Source organism: Brevundimonas sp. 357 (genome assembly GCF_003938605.1).
Lineage (GTDB): Bacteria > Pseudomonadota > Alphaproteobacteria > Caulobacterales > Caulobacteraceae > Brevundimonas.
This window is the reverse complement of the sequence record NZ_RHWX01000003.1, coordinates 197,238-222,744: the sequence shown is the minus strand read 5'-3', so window position 1 is coordinate 222,744 and position 25,507 is coordinate 197,238. Positions and strand designations below refer to the sequence as shown.

General features: G+C 66.7%; 19 protein-coding genes and 1 tRNA gene. 7 read left to right on the top strand and 13 right to left on the bottom strand.

The window, feature by feature from the left end; genetic code table 11:
- Window positions 1-64 precede the first annotated feature (64 nt).
- Complete coding sequence (gene ggt / locus EGK63_RS04425; RefSeq protein ID WP_125900094.1) at window positions 65-1,807, bottom strand: gamma-glutamyltransferase; 1,743 nt, start codon at window positions 1,805-1,807, stop codon at window positions 65-67.
- A gap of 381 nt (window positions 1,808-2,188) precedes the next feature.
- Here ggt and EGK63_RS04420 point away from each other — a divergent pair, with 381 nt between their 5' ends.
- Together EGK63_RS04420 and EGK63_RS04415 are read left to right on the top strand one after the other, a co-directional pair.
- The gene (locus tag EGK63_RS04420; RefSeq protein WP_315023529.1) at window positions 2,189-5,173 is read left to right on the top strand and encodes a TonB-dependent receptor domain-containing protein; all 2,985 of its coding nucleotides are present in this window, start codon (window positions 2,189-2,191) and stop codon (window positions 5,171-5,173) included.
- A gap of 74 nt (window positions 5,174-5,247) precedes the next feature.
- Window positions 5,248-6,699: an amidohydrolase gene (locus EGK63_RS04415; RefSeq protein WP_198398686.1), complete on the top strand. Its 1,452-nt coding sequence runs from the start codon at window positions 5,248-5,250 to the stop codon at window positions 6,697-6,699.
- A 209-nt stretch (window positions 6,700-6,908) separates the two neighbouring features.
- Here EGK63_RS04415 and EGK63_RS04410 read toward each other — a convergent pair whose 3' ends face one another.
- Window positions 6,909-7,322 carry a low affinity iron permease family protein gene (locus EGK63_RS04410; RefSeq protein ID WP_125900092.1) on the bottom strand — a complete coding sequence of 138 codons (414 nt, stop codon included), beginning with the start codon at window positions 7,320-7,322 and terminating at the stop codon, window positions 6,909-6,911.
- 51 nt (window positions 7,323-7,373) lie between these two features.
- Window positions 7,374-9,656, bottom strand: coding sequence for a S9 family peptidase (locus EGK63_RS04405; RefSeq protein WP_125900091.1), 2,283 nt, complete (start codon window positions 9,654-9,656; stop codon window positions 7,374-7,376).
- A gap of 393 nt (window positions 9,657-10,049) precedes the next feature.
- Between EGK63_RS04405 and EGK63_RS04395 the strand changes: the two genes are divergently transcribed.
- Together EGK63_RS04395 and EGK63_RS04390 are read left to right on the top strand one after the other, a co-directional pair.
- The gene (locus EGK63_RS04395) at window positions 10,050-10,865 is read left to right on the top strand and encodes a ferredoxin--NADP reductase (RefSeq protein WP_125900089.1); all 816 of its coding nucleotides are present in this window, start codon (window positions 10,050-10,052) and stop codon (window positions 10,863-10,865) included.
- 4 nt (window positions 10,866-10,869) lie between these two features.
- Window positions 10,870-11,202, top strand: coding sequence for a chorismate mutase (locus tag EGK63_RS04390; RefSeq protein WP_125900088.1), 333 nt, complete (start codon window positions 10,870-10,872; stop codon window positions 11,200-11,202).
- A 7-nt stretch (window positions 11,203-11,209) separates the two neighbouring features.
- Here EGK63_RS04390 and EGK63_RS04385 read toward each other — a convergent pair whose 3' ends face one another.
- Both EGK63_RS04385 and EGK63_RS04380 read right to left on the bottom strand, forming a co-directional pair.
- Window positions 11,210-11,563, bottom strand: coding sequence for an Hpt domain-containing protein (locus tag EGK63_RS04385; protein ID WP_125900087.1), 354 nt, complete (start codon window positions 11,561-11,563; stop codon window positions 11,210-11,212).
- Window positions 11,563-12,978, bottom strand: a complete 1,416-nt coding sequence (locus tag EGK63_RS04380; protein ID WP_125900086.1) for an amino acid permease — start codon at window positions 12,976-12,978, stop codon at window positions 11,563-11,565. The genes EGK63_RS04385 and EGK63_RS04380 overlap by 1 nt, the downstream gene beginning before the upstream one ends.
- Window positions 12,979-13,174: 196 nt before the next feature.
- Between EGK63_RS04380 and EGK63_RS04375 the strand changes: the two genes are divergently transcribed.
- Window positions 13,175-13,250: transfer RNA gene (locus EGK63_RS04375), tRNA-Lys, on the top strand.
- An 87-nt stretch (window positions 13,251-13,337) separates the two neighbouring features.
- Window positions 13,338-14,549, top strand: a complete 1,212-nt coding sequence (locus EGK63_RS04370; protein ID WP_125900085.1) for a CaiB/BaiF CoA-transferase family protein — start codon at window positions 13,338-13,340, stop codon at window positions 14,547-14,549.
- Between the two features lie 70 nt (window positions 14,550-14,619).
- Here the strand turns inward: EGK63_RS04370 and EGK63_RS04365 are convergent, their stop codons facing one another.
- Genes EGK63_RS04365 through cyoA form a run of 7 tightly spaced genes read right to left on the bottom strand, consistent with a single transcriptional unit; the run spans window position 14,620 to window position 21,633 of the window.
- Window positions 14,620-15,156 (bottom strand): response regulator transcription factor, encoded by a 537-nt coding sequence (locus EGK63_RS04365; protein WP_087141195.1) that lies wholly within the window; start codon window positions 15,154-15,156, stop codon window positions 14,620-14,622.
- A 23-nt stretch (window positions 15,157-15,179) separates the two neighbouring features.
- The gene (locus EGK63_RS04360) at window positions 15,180-16,529 is read right to left on the bottom strand and encodes an ATP-binding protein (RefSeq protein WP_243637567.1); all 1,350 of its coding nucleotides are present in this window, start codon (window positions 16,527-16,529) and stop codon (window positions 15,180-15,182) included.
- Window positions 16,526-17,293, bottom strand: a complete 768-nt coding sequence (locus EGK63_RS04355) for an SURF1 family protein (protein ID WP_125900084.1) — start codon at window positions 17,291-17,293, stop codon at window positions 16,526-16,528. Before EGK63_RS04355 ends, EGK63_RS04360 begins: the two co-directional genes overlap by 4 nt.
- Before the next feature lie 25 nt (window positions 17,294-17,318).
- Complete coding sequence (gene cyoD, locus EGK63_RS04350; protein ID WP_125900083.1) at window positions 17,319-17,705, bottom strand: cytochrome o ubiquinol oxidase subunit IV; 387 nt, start codon at window positions 17,703-17,705, stop codon at window positions 17,319-17,321.
- Complete coding sequence (gene cyoC / locus EGK63_RS04345; protein WP_125900082.1) at window positions 17,702-18,346, bottom strand: cytochrome o ubiquinol oxidase subunit III; 645 nt, start codon at window positions 18,344-18,346, stop codon at window positions 17,702-17,704. The genes cyoD and cyoC overlap by 4 nt, the downstream gene beginning before the upstream one ends.
- Window positions 18,347-18,352: 6 nt before the next feature.
- On the bottom strand, window positions 18,353-20,365 hold the full coding sequence (gene cyoB, locus EGK63_RS04340) for a cytochrome o ubiquinol oxidase subunit I (RefSeq protein WP_125900081.1): 2,013 nt from the start codon (window positions 20,363-20,365) through the stop codon (window positions 18,353-18,355).
- Between the two features lie 14 nt (window positions 20,366-20,379).
- Complete coding sequence (cyoA, locus tag EGK63_RS04335) at window positions 20,380-21,633, bottom strand: ubiquinol oxidase subunit II (RefSeq protein ID WP_243637566.1); 1,254 nt, start codon at window positions 21,631-21,633, stop codon at window positions 20,380-20,382.
- Between the two features lie 148 nt (window positions 21,634-21,781).
- Between cyoA and EGK63_RS04330 the strand changes: the two genes are divergently transcribed.
- The gene (locus EGK63_RS04330) at window positions 21,782-23,125 is read left to right on the top strand and encodes an MFS transporter (protein WP_125900080.1); all 1,344 of its coding nucleotides are present in this window, start codon (window positions 21,782-21,784) and stop codon (window positions 23,123-23,125) included.
- Between the two features lie 114 nt (window positions 23,126-23,239).
- Here the strand turns inward: EGK63_RS04330 and EGK63_RS04325 are convergent, their stop codons facing one another.
- The gene (locus EGK63_RS04325) at window positions 23,240-25,417 is read right to left on the bottom strand and encodes a malate synthase G (RefSeq protein ID WP_125900079.1); all 2,178 of its coding nucleotides are present in this window, start codon (window positions 25,415-25,417) and stop codon (window positions 23,240-23,242) included.
- Window positions 25,418-25,507 lie beyond the last annotated feature (90 nt).

Here is a 25,507-nt window from a genome sequence, read left to right as displayed (position 1 = left end):
CCCCTCCGATTGATTCAACAGCGGTCGTTCAGACCATCGAACGGCCGAAACAGCAAGCGGCGGCTCAGCGTACGCCCAGGGCCAGAGCATCCGGACGCCGAGTGTCGGCCGCGCCCAGGAAACGGTCGCCATCGACCATGATGGACTGGGTGCTCCCCATGGTCATCGACGGACGCACGGCGTGCCCCCGCTCGCGCAGCAGGCGCTCGACGTCGGGCGAAAAACCGCCTTCCAGCTCCAGCGGACTGTCGCCTCCCGCCTGGTTCAGACGCGGACGCATGGCCGCCTCGGCCACGTTGAGATCGTGGTCGATCACGTTGGAGATCAGTTGGACCATGGTGGCGATGATGTAGCCGCCGCCGGGCGTGCCTGTGACCAGCCAGGGCTTGTCGTCCTTGAACACCACCATCGGCGTGATGGTCGAACCCAGGCGCTTGCCCGGCGCGGGCGAGTTCGGCTCCCCGCGCGTGCCCCACGAGAAGTTGTCCAGGTGGTTGTTCAGCAGGATGCCCGTCCCCACCGGGGCGACGTGCGCGCCGTAGGAGTTGGACAGGGTGTAGGTGTTCGACACCGCATTGCCGAAAGCGTCCGCGACCGAATAGTGGGTCGTGTCCTGGCTCTCATAGGGATAGGGGTTGCCCTCGGGGATATCGGCCGCTTTCAGGGTGCGGTCCAAGGCGATCAGTCGAACGCGTTCGGCGGCGAATTCCTTGCTCGCCAGCCCATGCGCCGGGGTGGTCCACTGCGGCGCCCCGCCGATCAGGCGACGGTCCGACGAGGTGATCTTCATCGCCTCGGAGATCAGGTGCAGGCTGTCGACGCTGCCCCACCTCATCGCGCGCAGGTCGAAATGCTCCAACAGGTTCAGCGCCTGGGCGACGCTGACGCCCGAGGCCGTCGGCGGCATATAGGCGATGCGATGGTCGCGATAGCTGCCCCAGATCGGCTCTGACACGTCGGCGCGGTAGGCGGCCATGTCGGCCATGGTGATCACCCCGCCCTGGGCCTGGACGCCCGCGACGATCTGGCGGGCCAACTCGCCCTTGTAGAACTCATCGGCCCCGCCGCGCGCCACCTTGCGCAGGCTCTCGGCCAACAGAGGCTGACGGAAGGTCTCGCCCGCGCGATAGGGGGTTCCGTCCGCCTTCAGATAGGCTTCGCGCGCGCCCGGATCGGTCGCCAGCACCCGCGCCCGCCCGGCCGTGGCGTCGGCCTCGCCGTCCGACAGGACATAGCCTTCCTCGGCCAGCTTGATCGCCGGCGCGATCAGATCGGCCCAGGGCATGGAGCCGAAGCGCGCGTGCGCCTCCCACATGCCCATGACCGTGCCCGGCACCGAGACGTTGATGAAGCCCGACGGCTTGCTGCGGTCAAAGCGGCCGCTGTCGTCCAGCAGCAGGTCCGGCGTCGTCGCCGCCGGGGCCGTGCCGTAATAGTTGACGGCGATGGTCTGGGCCGGCCGCTCGGCCGTGGCCGCCATATGGACGATCATGTAGCCGCTGCCGCCGATGTTGCCCGCACGCGGCAGGGTCACGGCTTCCGCGAAAGCCACGGCGACGGCCGAATCCACCGCATTGCCGCCCTGACGCAGGATTTCGACGCCCACGCGGGTGGCCGGGTCGCTCTGGCTGACCACCATGCCGCCGCGCCCCACCACAGGGCTGTGGATCTGGCCGTAGTTGACGATGTCGCCGCCGCTGCCCGCGGCGGGCCGGACCGGCGCGGTCTGTTTGGCCAGGACCGGCCCGCCCATCAGCATCAGGGCCGCCGTCAAGGCGACCAGGGTTCTGGGTTTGGTGATGTGCATGCAGCCCCCGTCACAATCTATCGCCGCCCCGCCTCGAACAGCGACGAGCGGACCGCGACGACTGACCTCAAATCCGATGAGCGAGCGATAGCATTGCTAAAAAGTCGACTTCAAGGGCATTTCTTAGTGATTATTGCGCTCATTATTTTTAATATCAGCAATATTTAACCCAAAAAGGTTGACGCCGCCAACTATGGCGTCTTTTAGTCCGAAGTGCGGCGCATTGTCCGCCATCGATAAAAACTCAGGCGACGGCGCGCTGCGCGACGGTCGCCGGCCATCAAACGACGCTCAATCGGAGGGGATGCCGAGGCGATGATCAAACACGGGGATGCCAAGCTCATGCGTTCAGTCCATGCACGTCGAAACATAAAGGCCGCCATGCTGGCCTCCACCGCCTTGCTCGCCGCCGGAACGGCGCACGCCCAGCAGACGCCAGCCAACGAACAGGCCGTCCAGGTCGAAGACATCGTCGTCGTCGGCTCCCAGATTCGGGGCGCGAAGGTCACGGCCGCCCTGCCCGTCACGGTCGTGGGCGAGGAATTGATCCAGGCGACCGCCGCCACCTCGGGCGACGAACTGCTGCGCTCCATCCCCCAGATGGGCGATGTGACGTTCAACTCGGGGTATCTTCCGGCCTCGTCCAACTCGGCGCGCGGCGACACCGGCTCGGTGAACCTGCGCAACCTCGGCATCGGCAACACCCTGGTCCTGCTGAACGGCCGCAGGGTCGTGGGGCACCCGACGTCCCAGGCGAACGAGCACCTGGTCCCCGTCCTGACCTACAACACCAACGCCATTCCAGTGTCGGGCCTGAAGCGGCTTGAAGTCCTGCGCGACGGCGCGGCGGCCATCTACGGCGCCGACGCCGTGGCGGGCGTGGTCAACACGGTCCTGCGCGACGACATGAACGACTGGACCGTCTCGGCCCAGTACGGCGCCGCCGAGGGCACCGACATGTGGGAGAGCAATTTCTCCTTCTACGGCGGCAAGGACATCGCCGACGGACGCGGCAACCTGTCCCTGTTCTTCAACTACGACCACCGCGACGAGCTTTCAACGCTGGATCAGGACTACACCGCCTCCGTGGACATCCGTTCTCTGTTCGCCGGAACGGGCTTCGAGAACGACACCACGCTGAACGGCGTCTCGTCGCTGACGCCCTGGGGCTATTTCCGCGTCGCGGACGGCGCCGCCTCGATCGGCGGCGCGAACCGCTCGGCCTTCACCATCCAGCCCAACACCCTGTCCGGCTGTATCCGGCAGTTGGGCGACGGCTTGTGCATCAAGAACGGCACCACGGTTGACGCTGCCTTGCGCGCCGATACGGCCCAGGAAGACCTGACGGTCATTCCCCAGGTGGATCGTTTCAACCTGTTCCTGACCGGCCGCTACGAGATCAACGACAACGTCGAATTCTTCGGCGAGCTGGGCGGCTACTACGCCAAGTCCAAGGCGCGGCAGGCGCCGATCAACACCCTGTCGTCCGTGGTCATGACGATTCCGGGCACGAATTTCTACAATCCGACCGGCGAGGATCTGCTGCTCAGCGGCTATCGCTTCAACGACTTCGGTCCGATCGGCGTCGAGGTCACGAACAAGCAGTTCCGCGCCCTGGGCGGACTGCGCGGCGAATGGCGCGGCTGGAACTGGGAAACCGCCCTGGTCTGGTCCGAAGCGACGGCCGAGGACGTGTCGGACAACATCTCGACCACGCGCCTGTTCGAGTGGGCGTCCAAGTCCACGCCCGACGCCTACAACTTCTTCAACGGCGGCGACCCGACGCACCCGCGCTACGGCGACTCCACCCCGTCGAGCCAGGCGGCGCTGGACGCCATCGGCGTCGACATGGTCCGCAAGACCAAGACCGAACTGGGCATGTGGGACTTCAAGATCTCGCGGCCTGACCTCTTCACCCTGCCGGCCGGCCCGGTCGGCATGGCCGCCGGCGTCGAGGCCCGTACGGAGACCCAGCTGGACGACCGCGACAGCCGCATCGACGGCACGATCACCTATACCGACCGATCGGGCGCGACCTACAGCGACCTGATCAACTCATCGATGAACCCCGACACCTACGGCGAACGGGACGTGCTGTCGGCCTATATCGAGTTCGCCGCCCCGCTGGTCTCGCCGGAGATGGGCGTGCCCCTGGTCCACAACCTGGAGGTCCAGATCGCCGGGCGCTTCGAGAATTATTCCGACTTCGGCGACGTGGCCAAGCCCAAGTTCGCGGCGGCCTGGGACATCGTCGACGGGTTCCGCGTTCGCGGTTCGTGGGCCCAGGGCTTCCGCGCCCCGAACCTGGAACAGATCAACGCCACGATCATCACCCGCTCCAACACCAGCACCGACTGGGCCTATTGCGAGGCCCTGCTGCGTCGCGGCGCGCTGAGCAACATGAACCTGTGCGGCGGCAGCTTCACCCCGCCCTCCACCTTCCCCGACGCCGACGCCGTCAGCACGGCCCGGATCGCGCGCCTGACCGCCGAGCAACGCTCGGGCAATCCGGACCTGCAGCCCGAGGAGTCCGAGACCCTGTCCTTCGGCCTGGTGGTGCAGCCGCGCTTCATCCCGGCGGACTACGGCGACTTTACCTTCACCGCCGACTGGTGGCGGGTCGAGCAGACCGGCATGGTCGGCATCTTCCGCGGCCAGAACGCCATCACCCTGGACTATCTGCTGCGCAAGAGCGGCGGCTCGAACCCCAACGTGGTGCGCGCGGCCCCGACGCCCGAGGACATCCGCCTGTTCGCGGGCACCGGCCTCGCCCCCGCGGGCGAGATTCTCTACATCAAGGACGCCTACACCAATCAGCAGCCCCAGACCGTCGAGGGACTGGACCTGGGCGCCATGTGGAGCCTGCGCGGCACCCGCTACGGCGACTTCAACCTGAACCTGAACGTCTCGCATTTCCTGAAATACTATCTGGAGCCGTCACCGGGCGTTCAGGAGCTGATGGACGCGATGGACGCCGGGGACATCGATCCGGCGATCAACTTCTCGGGCAGCGCAGGCGATCTGCTTCGCGACTTCGGCCGCCCGGAATGGAAGTGGTCGCTGTCGGGAACCTGGCGCTATCAGAACATCACCGTCGGCGCCTTCACCCAGTACATCTCGTCGCTCTACGACGACTCCGTCACCAATGCGGCGAACGAGCCCTGGACCGTCGACGCCACCCTGACGGGTAATCTGTACGGCGAATATCAGTTCGAGGACGGCGGCCTTCTGTCCGGCACGGCGGTCCGCGTCGGCGTGCGCAACATCACCGACGAACAACCGCCCCTGTCCAGCGGCGGCTATGTCGGCACCGTCTATCAGCCCTACGGTCGCTACTGGTACGCTAGCATCCGCAAGACCTTCTGACCGATCTCTGATCGTCCGGGGACGGCAGGCGGCGACGCCTTCCGTCCTCCCTTCTTTTGTTCCCGGAGTACTCCATGAAGCCCGTTTCAATGCGCGCCCTCGCCCTCGCCGCCGCCCTGGCCGGCGTCGGCGTCCCCGCCCTGGCCGGCGAGCTGTCGCCCCAGGCCCAGCAGCAGATCGTCTCGACCGTCGACCGCAATCAAGCCGCCCTCGACCACGCCGCGCTCGAAATCTGGAAGTTCGCCGAGTTGGGCTATCAGGAGACCCAGAGCTCGGCCCTGCTGCAGGGCCAGCTGCGCGACGCCGGCTTCACCGTCACGCCCGGCATCGCCAATGAGCCGACCGCCTTCCTGGCCAGCTTCAAGAACGGTTCCGGTCCGGTCATCGCGGTCCTGGCCGAATACGACGCCCTGCCCGGCCTGTCGCAGACCCTCAGCCCGATCCAGGAATCCGCGGGCGGCCATGCGGGCCACGGCTGCGGCCACAACCTGTTCGGCGCCGCCTCGATCCACGCCGCCATCGCGGTGAAGGACTGGATGGTCGCCAACAACATCAAGGGCGAGCTGCGCGTCTACGGCACGCCCGCCGAGGAAGGCGGCTCGGGCAAGGTCTACATGGTCCGCGACGGCCTGTTCGACGACGTGGACGTGTCGCTGCACTGGCACCCCGGCAATGTGAACTCGGCCCGCCAGGGCGACACCATGGCCAACGTCTCGGGCAAGTTCCGCTTCTACGGCACGGCGTCCCACGCCGCCGCCGCGCCGGACAAGGGCCGCTCGGCCCTGGATGGCGTCGAGGCCATGAACGCCATGGTCAACCTGATGCGCGAGCACGTGCCCGACCGCACCCGCATCCACTACGCCATCACTGACGGCGGCAAGGCGCCGAACGTCGTCCCGGCCTACGCCGAGGCCTATTACTACGTCCGTCACAACAACCCGGAGATCGTCCGCGACGTGCTGGAGCGGGTGAAGCTGGCGGCCGACGGCGCGGCCTTGGGCACCGGCACCCGCGTCGAGTTCGAGGCCATTGGCGGCGTCTACTCCATGCTGCCGAACGAAGCCCTGATGCACGTCATGGACCGCAACCTGCGCCATGTCGGCGGCATCAGCTGGACGGCCGAGGAAACCGCCCTGGCGTCGGAAATCCAGAAGACCCTGACCACCAAGCCCGACCTGGCCTCCGTCGGCCAGATCGAGGACGCCGTGATCGGCGGCGACTTCGGCGGCTCGACCGACGTCTCAGACGTGTCCTGGGTCACGCCGACGGTCGGCCTGTCGACGGCGACCTTCGTGCCGGGTTCGGCCGGTCACTCGTGGCAGAACGTGGTGGCGGCAGGCTCGACCATCGGCCTGAAGGGCGCCCATCTGGCGGCCAAGACCCTGGCCCTGACCACCGCCGAACTGTTCCAGAGCCCCGAGACGATCCAGGCCGCCAAGGCCGAATTCGAGCGCCGCCGCGGCCCTGACTTCCAATACCGCGCCCTGCTGGGCGACCGCGCCCCGGCGCTGAACTACCGCGACTAGCCGCCGCGCCCCTTCTCCCCTTGTGGGAGAAGGATCGAACATCGCCTATCGCGTCGCTCTAATCCCGGCAAAACACGGCGATTGCGCGTGGCTTACTGCGATCAGCCCGCCGCCTCCCGTCCGTCCGCCATCATGAGCGCTCCACCGACGGCGCGGAGCGATTTCAGACGATTCAGACGAATTGGACTCTGTTTTTTCGGCGGGGCCGATCAGGCCTCCGCGCGTGACGCCGGACGGCTCCTGACCGCCCGCGCGGGCTGGCCGGCGTGGATATCGCGGCCGCGCCGCTCGACCTCCTGCAGGATGGCCGCCAGCTCCTTGTCGGTCAGGTGCTCGATGCCGATGAAGCCCGCATCGGCCTTCTTCACCGCATAGATCAGCTCGTCCATCTTGGCGTGCATGGCGGCGGCGTCGCGGTTCTGGGTGTTCTGGATCAGGAACACCATCAGGAAGGTGACGATGGTCGTGCCGGTGTTGATCACCAGCTGCCAGGTCTCGTTGAACTTGAACGCCGGCCCCGTCACGGCCCAGATCAGCACCACCGCCAGGCAGACGATGAAGGTCCACGGCCGCCCCGCCAGCTTGGCCGTCGCGTTCGCCAGATGATTGAACAGCTTTTCCATTCCGGCGGAACGGCGGCCGCACGGCCGGGTTCCGCCGGATCAGAGTTGGCCTCAGTCCGCCTTCTGCGGCGCCCGCGTCCCGATCGTGCGGTCCAGGAAGTCCAGATAGGTCCGCCACTGATGCAACTGACGATCATTGCCCCGGATGCCGTGGCGCTGGCCCGGATAGAGCATGGTCTCGAAGGGGATGCTCTTTTCCTGAAGGGCGTTCAGAACCCGCGTGGTGTTCTCGAAGATGACGTTGTCGTCGGCCATGCCGTGCATCAGCAGCAGACGGCCGGTCAGATTGTCGAGCCGGTTCACCACATCCGAGGCGGCGTAGCCGTCCACATTGGCCTGCGGCGTCGACATATACCGCTCGGTATAGGCGGTGTCGTACAGACTCCACTCCGTCGGCGGAGCGCCCGCCAGCGCGGCGGCCAGCCCCATCTTCGGCTCGGTCAGCGCCATCAGGCTCATGAACCCGCCATAGGACCAGCCCATCATGGCGATCCGGCTGTCGTCGACATAGGGCAGCGAGCGCAGATAGTCCGCGCCGATGACCTGATCCGCGATCTCGGGCTGGCCCATCTTCAGATAGAGGGCCTGTTTGAAGGCCGCCGAACGGTCGCCTTCGCCCCGGTTGTCCAGGCGGAAGACGATATAGCCGGCCTCGGTCAGCAACTGGGTCTTGGCCGGCTGCCAGGCGTTCTTCACCCCGCCGCCCGACGGCCCGCCATAGACTTCCATCACCACCGGATAGGTCTTCGACGGATCAAAGCCCGGCGGCGTCGTCATCTGCCACATCAGCGTCTCGCCGTGGCTCTGAAGGGTTCCGAAGGTCGGCTTCTGCTGACGCTCGGCATAGGGCCAGAAGGGGTGGCCGGGTTGCAGCCTGTTCTCCTCGATCCAGCGCACGCGCTGTCCGTCGATCGAGTACAGCGCCGACTGCGCCGGGGTGTTCACGTCGCTGTAGTTGCCGACATAGGCCGTGCCGGTGTTGTTGACCGACGCGCTCCACCAGCCGCCGCGCGGGGTGACTTCGGTCGGGTTCAGCGTCCGCTTGTAGCTGGCGCGGAACAGTTGCTGCTCGATCGGGTATTCCCGGCCGTCGCGCATGGAGGCGGTGAAGAAGACCTCGCCCGTCTCCTGATTCACGCCCGCCAGCGACTTGACCGGATAGTCGCCGCGCGTGATCGGCCGCAGGCGGCGGCCGTCCTTGTTATGGAGATACAGGTGACGCCACCCGCTCTCCTCGCTGGACCAGATGAAGTTGCCGTCCTTCAGCGCCTTGAAATCATGAGTGACGTTGACCCAGGCGTTCGAGGTCTGGCTGACGATCACCCGGCTGGCGCCCGTGGCCGGATCGACGCTCAGCAGGTCCAGCCGCTTCTGGTCGCGCGACAGGCGCTGGACATAGGCGACCGAACCGTCCGCCGCCCAGTTCACCCGGCCCAGATAGATGTCGTTGTCGGCGCCCAGGTCGACCTTGACCCTCTGGCCGCTCTGCACGTCCTGCACATAAAGCTCGACCACGGCGTTGGGCCGCCCGGCGCGAGGATAGCGCTGCGAGATGACCGAGGCCCCGCCGCCCGTGATGTCCAGGCGCGGAATGACGTCGACCGTGCTCTCGTCCGTGCGTTGCAGGGCGATGTAACGTTCGTTCGGGCTCCACCAATAGCCGGTGTCGCGGTCCAGCTCTTCCTGAGCGATGAACTCGGCCGTCGCCCAGGTGATCAGATCCTTGCCGTCCGTGGTGATGGCCTGTTCGGCGCCCGTCTCCAGATTGACCAGGAACAGGTTCTGATCGCGCACGAAGCTGACGAAGCCCCCCTTGGGCGAGACCTTGGCGTCGATCTCATCGGCCGCCGTCTCGGTCAGACGCCGCACCGAGCCGTCGGCGCGATTGGCCAGAAAGACGTCGCCTTCCAGCGGGGCCAGGATGTAGCGGCCCTGTTCGTCCCACGAATATTCGACCACGCCGCGCTGGGAAATCCGCATCCGCTCGCGCCGCGCCTTCTCGGCCTCGGACAATTCGCCCGCATCGGGGACCAGGGCGCGGGCGTCGATCAGCTTGAACGGCTCGCCCCCCTTCACCGGCGCGGCCCACAGATCCAGCACGTCCACGTCGTCCTCGCGCGAGCGCAGGAAGGCGACCAGCTCGCCGTCGGGCGAAAGGCTGACCCCCTTGGCCACCGGCCCGGCCAGGGACGGATTGGCGAAGACCCGCTCGACCGTCAGGATCGAGGACGCGGGCGCCGTGGCGGCGGGCGGAGCCGCCGGGTGCGGCGAGGATTGGGCGAAGGCCGAGGTCGCAGCCATCAGGATCGTCGAAGCAAGAAGAAAAGTGCGCATGGCGGTGAAGCTAGAGACGGAATCTTCCGTCGTCATCCGCAATTCGTCCTTCTCCCCTTGTGGGAGAAGGTGGCAGGCGAAGCCTGACGGATGAGGGGTCTCGCGACCTGTCCGACCACGCGGCTTTCGCCACTGCCCGAGAAACCCCTCATCCGAGCCCTTTGGGCCCACCTTCTCCCACAAGGGGAGAAGGAAGAAAAACAGAGTCCAATTCGTCTGAATCGTCTGAAATTCCACGCGGTGCGCGATCGCTCACCCCTTGGATGGAACGCAGCCTAGCACAGGCCGAGAGGCAGGCTGGCTGATTGCGGTTCAGCCTGCCTTACGCCGCGAGGACGGAAGGATCGCCGCAGCACTCTTTCGCAACCGCCCGCGACGGCCTAGGTAGTCGCCATGTCTGACGCCTCCCTCTCCGCGCCGCCCGTCAAGGCCAGTCCGTTTCATGAGTTGGAAGTCCTGTGGGTCCGCCACTGGAACGACCAGTTGTTCAGCTTCGGCGTGAAGCGGCCCGAGGATTTCCGCTTCCGCTCGGGCGAATTCGTCATGATCGGCCTGCCGGGCGAGGACGGCGGCAAGCCCGTGCTGCGCGCCTATTCCATCGCCTCGCCCTTCTGGGCCGAGGAGCTGGAATTCTTCTCCATCAAGGTCGAGGACGGCCCCCTGACCTCGCGCCTTCAGAAGATCGTCGCGGGCGACAGCATCCTGATGGGCAAGAAGCCGACCGGCACCCTGGTGCTGGACGCCCTGACCGGCGGCGAGCGTCTGTGGCTGATCGGCACCGGTACCGGCCTGGCGCCGTGGCTGTCGGTGGCGCGCGATCCCGAGACCTATTCCCGCTTCAAGCAGGTCATCGTCTGCCACACGGTGCGCAACGTCGCCGACCTGGCCTACCGCGACTTCTTCAGCCACGGCATCCACGACGACCCGCTGATCGGCGACGAGGCCAAGGCCCAGCTGACCTATTATCCGACCGTGACCCGCGAGCGGTTCGAGACGCCGGGCCGCATCACCGACCGCATCAAGTCGGGCGACGTCTTCGCCGACCTGCAACTGCCCATCGGCTTCTCGCCCAACAGCGACCGCGTCATGCTGTGCGGCTCGATGGCCATGATCAAGGAGACTGGCGAGCTGCTGGAATCCTACGGCCTCAAAGAAGGCTCGAACGCCGAACCCGGCGACTATGTTCTGGAGCGCGCCTTTGTCGGCTGACCTGATGACCTCTCCCGCCGCTGTCGCCATCGACGCGCGCAAGGCCCCGGAAGACTGCGCCACCATGCTGGACGTGCGTCAGGGCGTGGACGCCCTTGACCGCGCTCTTGTGACCCTGCTGGCCGAGCGTCAGCGCTATATGGACGCCGCCGCCCGCATCAAGCCGAACCGCGACGCCGTCTTCGATCAGGCCCGCATCGACGACGTGGTGGCCAAGGTGCTGAAGGCGGCCGAACCCGCCGGCCTGTCGCCCGACATCGCCGAGCCGGTCTGGCGCCTGCTGATCGACCGCTGCATCGCCCACGAGTTCGGAACCTGGGACAAGACGCGGGTCTGACGACCTTTCAGCCCTTCAGGCTCTTCAACGCCAGTTCATGGCGATAGGCCGCCACATCGGCCAGGGCCGCATCCAGCGCCGTCTTCACCCGCTCCAGCCCGGCGGGCGCGGCGGATTGTTCGCCGAACTCCACCTCTTCGCAGACCTGGGCCAGGGCCTTGGCCCCGATGCCAGCCCCGGCGCCGCGGATGGTGTGAACCGCGTCGCGCCAGCCCTCGCTGGACGCGTCCAGCATGGCCGACCACATGCGGGCCTGTTCTGCGAACAGGCCCAGCACTTCTTCCGTCACATCATCCATGCCCGCCGTCATGGCTTCGAGGACGGTGAAATCCACCGCCCCCGACAGGTCGCGTCTCGCCATCAGGCCTCGGACTCCTCGCCCTTGGCCAGGCGCGAGTTGCGCGACGACCACAGCAGGTACAGAGCCAGACCGAACAGGTTCCACAGCAGGAAGTAGAGCTGCGTCGAGCTCTTCAGGCTGAAGAAGAACACGATGCAGCCGATGATGGCGATGCCGCCGACCAGCCACCACAGCGGCGCCTTGAACTTGCGCTCGCGGTTCGGTTCACGCACGCGCAGCACGATCAGGCTGACGCCCACGGCCATGAAGGCCATCAGGGTGCCGGCGTTGGCCAGCGAGGCCAGCTCGTCCAGACGCATGATGCCGGCCAGGAAGGCCACGACAATGGCGGTGAAGATCGTCACCACGGCCGGAACGCCGCGCTTGGAGATCTTGGCCAGGCGGTTGGGCAGCAGGCCGTCGCGCGCCATGCCCAGGAAGATGCGGCTCTGACCGAACAGGAAGGCCAGCAGCACGGTCGGCAGGGCGATCACGGCGGCGGCGGCGATCCATTGGGCGGCGACGCCCTGGCCCAGGCCGCGCATGATGTGCGCCAGCGGCTCGGGACTGTCGGCGAAGCTGGCGACCGGGGCGGCGCCGATCGCAGCGGCCGCGACGGCGATATAGAGCACGGTGCAGACCACCATCGAGCCGACGATGCCGATGGCCAGGTCGCGCTCGGGCTTCTTGGTCTCTTCCGCCGCCGTGGCGATGGCGTCGAAGCCGTAGAAGGCGAAGAAGATGATGGCGGCCGCGGCCATAACCCCTGTCTGCACGAAGGGCGCGCCGAAGCCGTGCGGCATGAAGGGGGTGAAGTTGGCCGTATCGAAGTGCGGCATGGCGATGGCCACGAACACCACCAGGGCGGCGATCTTCACGAACACCAGGATGGCGTTCAGCGTGGCGCTTTCCTTCGTGCCCAGCAGCAGCAGGCCGGTCACAATGGCGATGATGAAGATGGCCGGCAGGTTGATCAGCCCGCCCTCGACGTGCGGTCCCACGGTCAGGGCGAACGGCAGGTCGACGCCCAGCCCCGCCAGGAAGGGCACGGCGTAGCCGGACCAGCCGACGGCCACCGTCGACACCACCAGCGAATACTCCAGGATCAGGCTCCACCCCACGACCCAGGCGAAAATCTCGCCCAACGCGGCGTAGGAATAGGTATAGGCGCTGCCCGAAGCGGGCATGATCGTCGAAAGTTCGGCGTAGGCCAGGGCCGCGCAAGCGCACACCAGACCGGCCAGGGCGAAGCTGATCAGCACCGCCGGACCCGCCAGACCCGCCCCGACGCCGATCAGCGTCAGGATACCGGTTCCGACGATGGCGCCGACGCCCAGCGCCATAAGATGCGGCCAACCCAGGGTTTTCTTGAGCCCCGGCCCCGAATGCGGGGCCAGCATCGCGTCGATCGAGCGACGACGGTTCCAGAACGCCATAATCTTTACTCCCCCTCGCCGCGTCTTCTCGGCGGCTGATTCAAGGCGCGACCTTAGCGCGCGATGCAATCGCGATAAAAGACGCATTTGGCGCTTGCGTCGCCCCCCGGTCCTGAGTAATAGGAGCGCCCTTCGCCGAGGCCATCAACGCCGCCGCGAAGGACCGGCGCCACACCAAGGGCGCAGACGACGGTGCGGGTGATTAGCTCAGTTGGTAGAGCAGCTGACTCTTAATCAGCGGGTCCACAGTTCGAACCTGTGATCACCCACCATCGTCTCCTTCTTTTCATATGTTGGATGATCGTCGCGCCTCGGCGCGAGGCCATCCGGCTGCGCCCGGTTTCTGCTAGAAGGCGGACATGTCTGACACCGCCTCGATTCCCGCCGCCCCTTCCTCTTATGGCCCGCTTCACGGCGTGCGCGTGCTGGACCTGTCGCGGGTTCTGGCCGGGCCGTGGGCGACGCAGACGCTGGCGGACCTGGGGGCCGAGGTCATCAAGATCGAACGGCCGGGCGCGGGCGACGACACCCGCCACTGGGGGCCGCCCTTCACCACCACGGCTGAGGGAAAGCCCGGCGACGCCGCCTATTTCTTGTGCGCCAACCGGGGCAAGAAGTCGGTCGAGCTGGACATCGCCAGCCCTGAAGGCGCCGAAGCCGTGCGCCGTTTGGCGGCGACCTGCGACGTGGTGGTCGAGAACTTCAAGACCGGCGGGCTGAAGAAGTACGGACTCGACTACGCCTCGCTGGCGGCGGTCAATCCGAAGCTGGTCTATTGCTCCATCACCGGCTTCGGCCAGGACGGGCCGGACGCGCACCGGGCGGGCTACGACTATATGATCCAGGCCATGGGCGGGCTGATGTCCATCACCGGCCAGCCGGACGGCGCGCCAGGCGCCGAGCCGATGAAGGTCGGGGTGGCGGTCGTGGACCTGTTCACCGGCCTGTACGCCTCCAACGCCATCCTGGCGGCCTTGTGGCACGCGCGAGCGACGGGCGAAGGCCAGCACGTCGACATCGCCCTGTTCGACGTTCAGGCGGCCATGCAGGCGAACCAGGCGACCAACTACTTCGTATCGGGCAAGGCGCCGACGCGGATGGGCAACGCCCACCCCAATCTGGCCCCCTATCAGCCCTTCCCATGTTCGGACGGCATGGTGATCATCGCCGTAGGCAACGACGGCCAGTTCCGCGCCCTGTGCGGCGCCTTGAGGCTGCAAGTCGAGGATCGCTTCGCCACCAACGCCCTGCGAGTCGCCAACCGCGAGGCGCTAGGACCGTTGATCGCCGCGCAGACGCAAGGCTTCACCATGCAGGGGCTGATGCAGGCGCTTGAGGCGGCGGGCGTGCCCTGCGGCCCGGTCAACACCATCGATCAGGTGTTCGAGGAGCCCCAGGCCATCCATCGCGGCCTAACGGTCGAGCAGACGCGGCCCGACCTGGCCGATCCCGTCCGCACTGTCGCCTCGCCCATCCGCCTGTCGAAGACTCCGGTGCGATATGACGCCCCGCCGCCGAAGTTGGGACAGGATACGGAAGCCGTGTTGGGGGCGTTGAAGACGGAGAGGTGAGCCTTCCCTCTCTCTCTCAGTTCGTCATCCTCGGGACAAGCCCGAGGATGACGCCTGAATAGGGCAGGTCTCAGCTGACCTGCCGCTTCTCCAGTTTCCGCGCCAGGGTGCGGCGGTGCATGCCCAGGCGACGCGCGGTCTCGGAGATGTTGAAGTCGGTCTCGGCCAGCACCTCGTGGATGCGCTCCCACTCCAGCGTCTTGATCGAGGTCGAGCGCGCCGTCAGAGGCGCATCGGGATCGCCCGCCTCGCGGCCGAAGGCGGCCTCGATGGCGTCGGTGCCGGCGGGCTTGGCGAGGTAGTGCCGCGCGCCCAGCTTGATCGCCTCGACCGCCGTGGCGATGCTGGCGAAGCCGGTCAGCACCACGATCACCAGGTCGGGATCAAAGGCGTGCAGCGTCTGCACGCAGGTCAGGCCTGACGCGGTTCCCAGCTTCAGATCCACCACGGCGTAATCAGGATGGTGCGTCTTCAGCAGTTCGACCATTTGATCGTGGCTGTGCGCCGAGACGACCTGATAGCCGCGTCGTTCGAAAGATCGGCGCAGAGTGCGCGAAAAGGACTCGTCGTCCTCGACGATCAGAAGCTGGCGGGGCTCGTCGGTCATCTCATTCCCTCTTTCCAGGCCCCTCATTTCGGAGCCAGGGCGTCGATCGGCAAGGTCAGGCGCACCATGGCCCCCTGCCCGCCTTCCTGCTTTCTGGAACGGTTCACGGCCACCACCGTCCCGCCCAACTTGCGTATCACATTCACCAGCAGGAACAGGCCCAGGCCCGAGCCCGCCCGCGCCTTGGTCGACTGATAGGGCTGGCCCAGCTTCTCGAGGATCGCCGACGAGAAGCCCGGACCGTCGTCCTCGAAGGCGATGAACAACCCGCCCGCGTCGGCGGCGGCCCGCACTTCCAGGTTCCGCGCCCCAGCCTCGTGGGCGTTGTCCAAAAGCGCGCTGAACACCTGTTTCAACGCCGGGTCGGCGATGATCGACGGATTGCCAGGCGTCGGGCCGTCCAAGGTCACGCGCATGACCTCGCCCGCCTTGTCGGACCATTCCGCAATGATCTCCTGCAGGAAGGCTTTCAAGGTGGTGACGGTGGGCGCCTCGCCGCGCGCTTCGCCCGCCGACATCAGGATGTTGGTGACGATGGATTTGCAGCGCTCGACCTCGGCCTGCATCTGCTCGATGTCCTGCACCATATCCTCGTCGCGGTTCAGCGCGGGCATCCGTCGCCAGTCGCTGAGAATGACCGACAGCGAGGCGAGCGGCGTGCCCAGCTCATGCGCCGCGCCCGAAGCCAGCAGCCCCATGCGCACGATGTGGTCCTGTTCCGCCGCCTGCTGCCGCGCCTCGGCCAGATAGGCGTCGCGGGCGCGCACGTTCTGGCTGGTGCGGGTGACGAAGGCGACCAGCAGCACGGCGATCAGGATGAAGTTGATCAGGGCGCCCTGCTGGATCAGGCCCAGCCGCGCATCGGCTCCGGCAGGCAGGTCCAGCGGCTGCCGCCAGATCGCCAGGAAGGCCAGGCAAGCGCCCGTCGCCAGCACGAAGCCCCAGGCGTAGGCCGGGCGCAGCAGCACCGCCGCCAGCACCACCTGCATCAGGTACAGGGCCGCGAACGGATTGGTCGCCCCGCCGCTGAAGTAGAGCAGCCAGCTCAACGCCGCCACATCGACGCACAGGGCCAGCAGGATCTCCGGGTCGGTCACGACCTTGCGCCGCAGCGTCACCGGCGCGCTGACCAGGTTCATCACCGCCAGGGCCGTCGGTGCCAGCAGCAGCGGCCCCAGCGGCAGGCTGATGCCCAGGCCCCAGTGGACGATGACGATGGTCGCCACCTGACCGATCACCGCCAGCCAGCGCAACTGGATCAGCAGCAGCATGTTGCGGCGACCGGCCGCGCCCGGCGACACGGACGTCTCGGCATTGGCGTCCATGCCCATCAGGGTGCGGGCGAAGCGGCTCAGGGTCTGGGTCTGCATCATCGCCCCCCCAGCCTGCGGCGCCGCTCTTCGCGCAGCCACAGCACCGCCCCGCCCGCCGACATCAGCGCCAGGCCGAACCAGGTCAGGGCATAGACCAGATGGCTGTTGGCGAACCGCACCACCGTCAGCCCGCCGCGCGGCCAGCCGCCGGGATTGGGCGTCGCGTCCGCGTCGATGAAATAGGGCGCGACCGGGCCGCTCAACTGCTTGGCCTCAGCGATCGCGGCCACGTCGCGCGAGAACCAGCGGTCGCCCGCCGGATCGTTGTCGCGCAGAAAGCCGCCCTCGGGTTCGCTGATCCGCAACAGGCCGGTAACGGACACCGGCCCTTCCACCTGACCCTCAGCGCGGCTTTCGGGCGCGGCGCGCTCGGACGGAACGAAGCCCCGGTTGATCAGGACGGTGAAGCCGCGCGCGTCCGTCAGCGGCGTCACGACCCAGAAGCCAGGCCCCAGGTCCGTCACCGCCTTCACCCGCGTCTCGCGGTCATGCAGGAACCGGCCGCTGGCCGTGACGCGGCGGTACTGGTCCGCATCGCGCGTCACCGCATCGAAACCTGCAGGCCCCGGCGTAGGGACAGGGTCGGCGTGGATGCGGCTGTCGACCTGGCGGATCAGCTCCTGCTTCCACGCCAGGCGCTGGACCTGCCAGACGCCCAGCGCCGAAAAGCCCGCGATCAGTACGGCGAACGCCGCCAGTCCCGCGACCGTTCGACGGCGTGACGCCGGACGGGCGGCGGGTTCAGGGGCCGACGATGACGTCAAGCAGCGTCTCCGCGTGCGAGAGGGCTCAGCCCATCCCCTGCATGTCGTGGACGGGCATCATGTTGGTGTTCAGGTGATACATGACCCAGACCGAACCGGCGACGGCGATGACCACGATCACCAGGGTGAAGATCAGCGCCAGCATGTTCCACCCGCCCTCAGACTTATGGTTCATGTGCAGGAAGAAGATCATGTGGACCACGATCTGCACCACGGCGAAGGCGGTGATGATCAGGCCCGTCAACTGCGGCGCCAGCACCCCGGCCATGACCAGCCAGAACGGAATGGCGGTCAGCACGACCGACAGGGTGAACCCGATCAGATAGCCCTTGTAGGTGCCGTGATCATGGTCGTCGCCGTGGTGATCGTCGTGATGGTCCACGGCGTGCTCATTGTGGGCTTCAGCGCTCATCGCAGCATCCCGAACAGATAGACGAAGGTGAAGACGCCGATCCAGATGACGTCCAGGAAGTGCCAGAACAGGCTCAGGCACATGAGGCGGCGCTTGTTGGCCTGGATCAGGCCCTTCTGACCCACCTGGATCATCAGCGTGACCAGCCAGATGACGCCGAAGGTGACGTGCAGGCCGTGCGTGCCCACCAGGATGAAGAAGGCCGACAGGAAGCCGCTGCGCTGGGGCGTGGCGCCCAGGTGGATCATGTGGGCGAACTCATAGAACTCGATCCCCAGGAAGCACAGGCCAAACAGACCCGTGACCGCCAGCCAGACCTGCGTCTGCGCCACCTTGTTGCGGTACATCGCCAGCATGGCGAAGCCGTAGGTGATCGACGAGAACAGCAGCATCGACGTGTTCACCGCCACCAGCGGCAGGTCGAACAGATCCTTGGGCGCCGGGCCCGCCGCATAGTTGCCGCCCAGCACGGCGTAGACGGCGAACAGGATCGCAAAGATGAGGCAGTCGCTCATCAGATACATCCAGAAGCCCAGCATGGTGCTGTGGCCTTCCGGGTGGTGCGGCTCCTCTACCGGGTGGAAGATCGGCCGCCCGGCGTCGTCGACATAGTCGGGGTTGAGGGTTGGTGCGTGGCTCATCGGATCTTACCCTCGCGTCGCTGCTGCGGCCGCCAGGGCCTTGGTGCGCGCGTCTTCGGTCGCCTGAACCGTCTCGGCCGGGATGTAGTAGTCGCGCTTGTAGTTGAAGGTGTGGAAGATGGCGTAGCCGATCAGCGCCGCGAAGCTCGCCGCCGCCAACCACCAGATGTACCAGATCAGCGCAAAGCCCAGGATCAGCGACAGCGCCGACAGGATGAACCCGGCCCCCGTATTTGACGGCATGTGGATCGGCTTGAAGCCAGCGGTCGGGCGCTCATAGCCGCGCGCCTTCATGTCCCACCAGGCGTCGCCGTCGTGGATGATCGGCGTCTTGGCGAAGTTGTAGTCCGGCGGCGGCGACGAGGTGGCCCACTCCAGGGTGCGCCCGTGCCAGGGATCGCCCGTCTCGTCGCGCAGCTTGTCGCGGTTGATGATGCTGACGGCGAACTGGATCAGCATGGCCAGGATGCCGACGGCGATGATGGCCACGCCCACGCCCGCGATGATGAACCAGATCTGATAGGCCGGATCGTCGAAGACCCGCATCCGCCGCGTCACGCCCATGAAGCCCAGGACATACAGCGGCATGAAGGCCATCCAGAAGCCGACCACCCAGCACCAGAAGCTGACTAACCCCCACTTCTTCTCCAGCTTGAAGCCGAAGGCCTTGGGCCACCAGTAGTTGATGGCGGCGAACAGGCCGAACAGCACCCCGCCGATGATGACGTTGTGGAAGTGGGCGATCAGGAACAGGGAGTTGTGCAGCACGAAGTCCGCCGGCGGCACCGCCAGCATGACGCCCGTCATCCCGCCGATCACGAAGGTCAGCATGAAGGCGACCGTCCACATCATCGGCAGCTCGAAGCGGATGCGGCCGCGGTACATGGTGAACAGCCAGTTGAACAGCTTGGCCCCTGTCGGGATTGAGATGATCATCGTCGTGATCCCGAAGAAGGAGTTCACGGACGCGCCCGAGCCCATGGTGAAGAAGTGGTGCAGCCACACCAGGTAGGACAGGATGGTGATGACCACCGTCGCATAGACCATGGAGGTGTAGCCGAAGAGCTTCTTGCCCGAGAAGGTCGAGGTGACTTCGGAGAAGACGCCGAACAGCGGCAGGATCAGGATGTAGACCTCGGGGTGGCCCCAGATCCAGATCAGGTTCACGTACATCATCGGGTTGCCGCCGAAGTCGTTCGTGAAGAAGTTGGTGCCCACGTAGCGGTCCGCCGACAGCAGGACCAGCGTCGCCGTCAGGATCGGGAAGGACGCCACGATCAGGACGTTGGCGCACAGCGACGTCCAGGTGAAGACCGGCATCTTCATCAGGCCCATGCCCGGCGCGCGCATCTTCACGATGGTGGCGATCAGGTTGATGCCGGACAGGGTTGTCCCTACCCCCGCCACCTGTAGCGCCCAGATATAATAATCGACCCCGACGCCGGGGCTGTAGTCGATGCCCGACAGCGGCGGATAGGCCAGCCAGCCGGTGCGCGCGAACTCGCCGATAAACAGCGAGGCCATGACCAGCACGGCCCCCATCGTGGTCATCCAGAAGCTGAAGTTGTTCAGGAAGGGGAAGGAGACATCCCGCGCCCCGATCTGCAACGGCACCAGATAGTTCATCAGGCCGGTGATCATCGGCATGGCCACGAAGAAGATCATGATCACGCCGTGGGCGGTGAAGATCTGGTCATAGTGGTGGGCGTTCAGATAGCCCTCGGACCCGCCGAAGGCCATGGCCTGCTGAATCCGCATCATGATGGCGTCAGCAAAGCCGCGCAGGAACATGATCAGGCCCAGGATCATGTACATGATCCCGATCTTCTTGTGGTCCACGGTGGTGAACCACTCCTTCCAGAGATAGCCCCACAGCCTGTAGCGGGTGAGCAGGGCCAGCACCCCCAGCCCGCCGATGACGACGACGGCGAAGGTGGCGACCAGAATGGGCTCGTGGAACGGAAGCGAGTCCCAGTTCAACCGACCCAGAAGCGGCGATGAGGTTTGTTCGACAGTCATGATCGTTCAGGCGCTCAGGATTGCGACGCGGCGGGCGCGGACGCCGTGGATGGCGCGGAGAAGAGGGAGGCGAAACGCTCGTTCGGTTCGGATCGGCCGGGGCGTTGCAGCCCCTGCCCCATGACCCGGTTCAGCGGGGTGTCGCGGGCGACGTCCTCGCCGAAGGCCTGACGGCGGCGGGCGGCCTCGACGGCGGCGGCCTCGGCCTCCAGCGGGGTGCACAGCGTCATCACATAGGACTCGCCCGCGCCGAAGACGGCGTCGCCGCGACGGGCGTATTTGTCATAGACCAGCGGCAAGGTGTTCTTGACCGCCGTCAGACCCAGACCGCCCTTGCGATCGATGTCCATCATTTCGCCCATGCACATCTTGCCCGGCTCGACGCACATGTTGACCACGGCGTCGAACAGACGGTCGTCGACCGAGGCGTAGTGGATGACCGGCACCTTCTCGCTGGGCTTCTCCAGCTCCAGATAGGTGTCGCGATCCAGACCCTGACCGGCGGCGCGCACGCCCGCGACCCACTGATCGAAGCCGGCCTGATCCAGACCGTGGAAGGCGAAGCGCATGTTCGAGAAGCCGTCGCCGGAATAGTTGGCCGAGAAGCCGACGTATTCGCCCGGACGGTTGATGACGGCGTGCAGCTTCGTCTCCATGCCCGGCATGGCGTAGATCTGACCGGCCAGGGCGGGGATGTAGAAGGAGTTCATCACCCCGGTCGAGGTGATGTGGAAGCGGATCGGCCGATCAACCGGCGCGGCCAGCTCGTTCACCGTAGCGATGCCGTATTCGGGGTAGATGAACAGCCACTTCCAGTCCATCGCCACCACCTCGACCTGCAGCGGGCGATGATCTTCGGAGACGGCCTTGCCTTCAGCGATGCGGTCCAGCGGGCGATAGGGATCCAGCAGGTGCGTCCCGGCCCAGGTGATGGCGCCCAGGCAGATGATGATCAGCAGCGGCGCGGCCCAGATCACCAGCTCCAGATGGGTCGAGTGGTCCCAGTCCGGCTCGTACCGGGCTTCCCGGTTCGATTCCCGATATTTCCAGGCGAAGAAGACGATCATCGCCATCACCGGAATGACGATGATCAGCATCAGCGCCACCGACCATACCAGCAGATCGCGCTGCTGGGCGGCGATGTCGCCGGCGGGCGCCAGGACCACGGCCTCGCAGCCGGGCAGCAAGGCCAGAAGGGGCAACAGCAACAGGGGGCGCAGTCGGCGCACGGCGGCTCCAGTCGAGGTTCGAGGCAAGGGCACGGTCATCGTGCAGGCCCCGTAACCCCGCCCCCGAACAGGCGACATTGGACAATCTGCCCTATCCCCTGCTCCGACCATCGGGAGCAAAGGGGCTGTTTCAACATTCTATTGTCGCGGGCGCGCGTGCGCCCCGGTTCCTGGAGCCTCATCGGTCATGAACGCAGCCAGCGGCGCGCCTTCTTCAGAGCCCCTTGAACGGGACGCCAGCCGGATCAACGCGCGAGACGGCAAAATCGACGCGGGCGAAATCGCCATCGGCGTCATCATCGGCCGGACGTCGGAATTCTTCGACTTCTTCGTCTACGCCATCGCCTCGGTCGTGGTCTTCCCGCAGTTGGTCTTCCCCTATGCGGGGCCGCTGGGCGGGACGCTGCTGTCCTTCGCCGTCTTCGCCGTGGCCTTCATCGCCCGCCCCTTCGGCACCGCCCTGTTCATCGCCATCGACCGGCGCTTCGGGCGCGGGACCAAGCTGACCATCGCCCTGTTCTTGCTGGGCCTGTCGACCGTCTGCCTGGGCTTCCTGCCGGGACACGCGCAGGTCGGTCACTGGTCGGCCGCCGTGCTGATCGCCCTGCGGATCGGTCAGGGCGTGGCCCTGGGCGGCGCCTGGGACGGCATGGCCTCGCTTCTGGCCGTCGCCGCGCCCGAGAAGCGCCGCGGCTGGTACGCCATGGCGCCGCAACTGGGCGCGCCCTTCGGCCTGATCGTGGCCAGCGCCCTGTTCGCCTACTTCCTCAGCAAGCTGTCGGCCGCCGACTTCATGGACTGGGGCTGGCGCTACCCGTTCTTCGTGGCCTTCGCCATCAACGTGGTGGCCCTGTTCGCGCGCCTGCGCATCGTGGTGACGCCCACCTTCCAGGCCGCCTTCAAGACGCTGGAGCTGCATCCCACGCCCGTGACCAAGGCCGTGCGCGAAGAAGGCGGAAGCATCGTCATCGGCGCCTTCGCCCCCCTGGCCAGCTTCGCCATGTTCCACATGGTCACGGTGTTCCCGCTGTCGTGGGTCTTCCTCTACACGGACGAGGCGCCCAGCCGCTTCCTGATGATCGAACTGATCGGCGCCGTCTTCGGCCTGATCGCCATCATGGCCTCGGGTTGGCTGGCCGACCGCTACGGCCGACGCGCCCTGCTAGCCGTCACGGCGGCGGGCATCGCCGCCTTCTCGGGCTTCGCGCCCCAGCTTCTGGACGGCGGCCCGGCGGGCGAGCTGACCTATATGATCCTGGGCTTCATCCTGCTGGGCCTGTCGTTCGGCCAGGCCTCGGGTTCGATCGCCTCCAGCTTCAGCCTGACCAATCGCTATACCGCCTCGGCCCTGACGTCGGATCTGGCCTGGCTGTTCGGCGCGGGCTTCGCCCCGCTGGCGGCGCTGGCGCTGTCAGGCAAGTTCGGCCTGGTGGCGGGCGGCGCCTATCTGCTGTCAGGCGCCGTCTGCACCCTGCTGGCCCTGTGGCTGAACCGCGAACTGGCGAAGGGTAACGCGGGCGCCAAGGCGTAGAGCTACCCATCGTCCCATAAAGAAGGGGCGCGGCCGGCCGGTCGCGCCCCTTTTTGGTTGCGCTAGCGCTCGGCGCACGACGCCTCGCTGCTTGAGCGCATATTGATGTGGTGTTCAGCCCTGCGCCTTCGCCTTGCGGCGCCAGTGGGTCAGCAGGTGTTCGGTGTAGCCGTTCGGTTGCTCCCTGCCCTTGAACACCAAATCGCAGGCCGCCTGCCACGCCGGGCCGTCATACCCCGGCGACAAGGGGCGATAGTCCGCATCGCCCGCGTTCTGGCGATCCACCACCACGGCCATGCGCTTCAGCGCCTCCATGACCTCGTCCTCGGTCGTGACGCCGTGGCGCAGCCAGTTGGCCAGATGCTGGCTGGAGATGCGGAGCGTCGCCCGGTCCTCCATCAGGCCCACGTCGTGGACGTCCGGCACCTTGGAGCAGCCGACGCCCTGATCCACCCAGCGCACGACATAGCCGAGGATGCCCTGCGCATTGTTGTCCAGCTCCTGCCGGATCTCGTCGGCGCCCGGCGTTCCGGTCGCGAACGGCGGAGTCAGCAGAGACGTCAGCCCGGTCGGCGCGCGCTTAGCGATCTCGGCCTGACGCGCCCAGACGTCGACCTCGTGATAATGCAGGGCGTGCAGGGTCGCCGCCGTCGGCGAGGGCGTCCACGCCGTCGAGGCGCCCGCGCGCGGATGGCCCGCCTTGGCCGCCAGCATGTCGCCCATGCGGTCCGGCGCGGCCCACATCCCCTTGCCGATCTGGGCCCGGCCCGACAGGCCCGCCTTCAGGCCGATGTCGACGTTGCGGTCCTCATACGCCTTGATCCAGCCGGTCTCGCGCACCGCCTCCTTGCGGACGACGGGGCCGCCTTCCATCACCGTGTGGATCTCGTCGCCCGTGCGATCCAGGAAGCCGGTGTTGATGAAGACCACCCTGCCCTTCGCCGCCGCGATGCAGTTCATCAGATTGACGCTGGTGCGGCGCTCCTCATCCATGATGCCCATCTTCAGCGTCAGGGCGGGCAGGCCCAGCATGGTCTCGACCGCGCCGAACAGCTCGTCGGCGAAGGCTGTCTCGTCCGAGCCGTGCATCTTGGGCCGCACCACATAGACCGAGCCCGCCGGACTGTTGCGCGCCTCGGCCGGACGACGCAGGTCGTGCAGGCCGATCAGACCTGTCATGGCGATGTCCAGCAGATGCTCGGGCGTCTCGCGCCCGTGGGCGTCCAGCACGGCGTCGGTCGTCAGGTGCAGGCCGACGTTGCGCACCAGCATCAGGCTGCGCCCCTTGAGCGCCACCCGCGATCCATCCGGCGCCGTATAGACGCGATCGGGGTTCAGGCGCCGCTCGACCGTGCGGCCGTCCTTCTGGAAATCGGCCTGAAGATCGCCGCGCATCAGGCCCAGCCAGTTGGCGTAGATCAGCCGCTTGTCCGCCGCATCGACGGCGGCGACGCTGTCCTCAGCGTCGGCGATGGCCGACAGGGCCGCCTCGACCAGCACATCGGCGACGCCCGCTGAGTCGCTCTCGCCGATGCGGTGCGCGCGGTCGATCACGATCTCCAGATGCAGGCCGTTGTGGCGCAGCAGAACCCCCGACGGCGCGTCGGCCTTACCCGAATAGCCCGCGAACACATCCACGCCGGCCAGCCCCGTCTCCAGCCCGCCGTCCAGCGTCACGATCAACCGGCCATGCTCGACCCGATAGGCCACGGCCTGTGCGTGCGATCCGGTCGCCAGCGGCGCCGCCTGATCCAGAAGGGCGCGGGCGCGGGCGATGACCCTGGCGCCGCGTTCGACGTCATAGCCGCCCGCCTTCGGCGCCTCGCCCAGCGCATCGGTGCCGTAAAGCGCGTCGTACAGGCTGCCCCAACGCGCATTGGCGGCGTTCAGCAGATAACGGGCGTTGGTCAGGGGCACGACCAATTGCGGCCCGGCCAGGGTCGCGATCTCGGGGTCAACGTTCGCCGTCTCAGCCCGCACGCCGTCGCGCTCTGGCTCGATATAGCCGATCTCGCGCAGATAGGCCTGATAGGCCGCCTGATCCGGCTGGCCCGGATAGGCGCGGTGCCAGGCATCCAGCTTGCTCTGCAACTGGTCGCGGCGTTCCAAAAGGTCGCGGTTGCGGCGGCTAAACTGAGCCAGCAGCCCCTCGACACCGGCCCAGAAGGCGTCAGCGCTGACGCCCGAATCCGGCGCCGCCTGATCGCGAACGAAGGCGTCAAGCTCGGCGGCGACCTTCAGGCTGCCGTGGCGGACATAGGCATCGGCGGGGGTCTTGGGGGCGTCGAACATGGCGGTCTCCTTCAGGCTGAAGACTAGGCCGCGCGGCGCGCGCTATCCACGGCTAAGGAAGGCGTCTATCTTTGCCAAATATGCAATGAT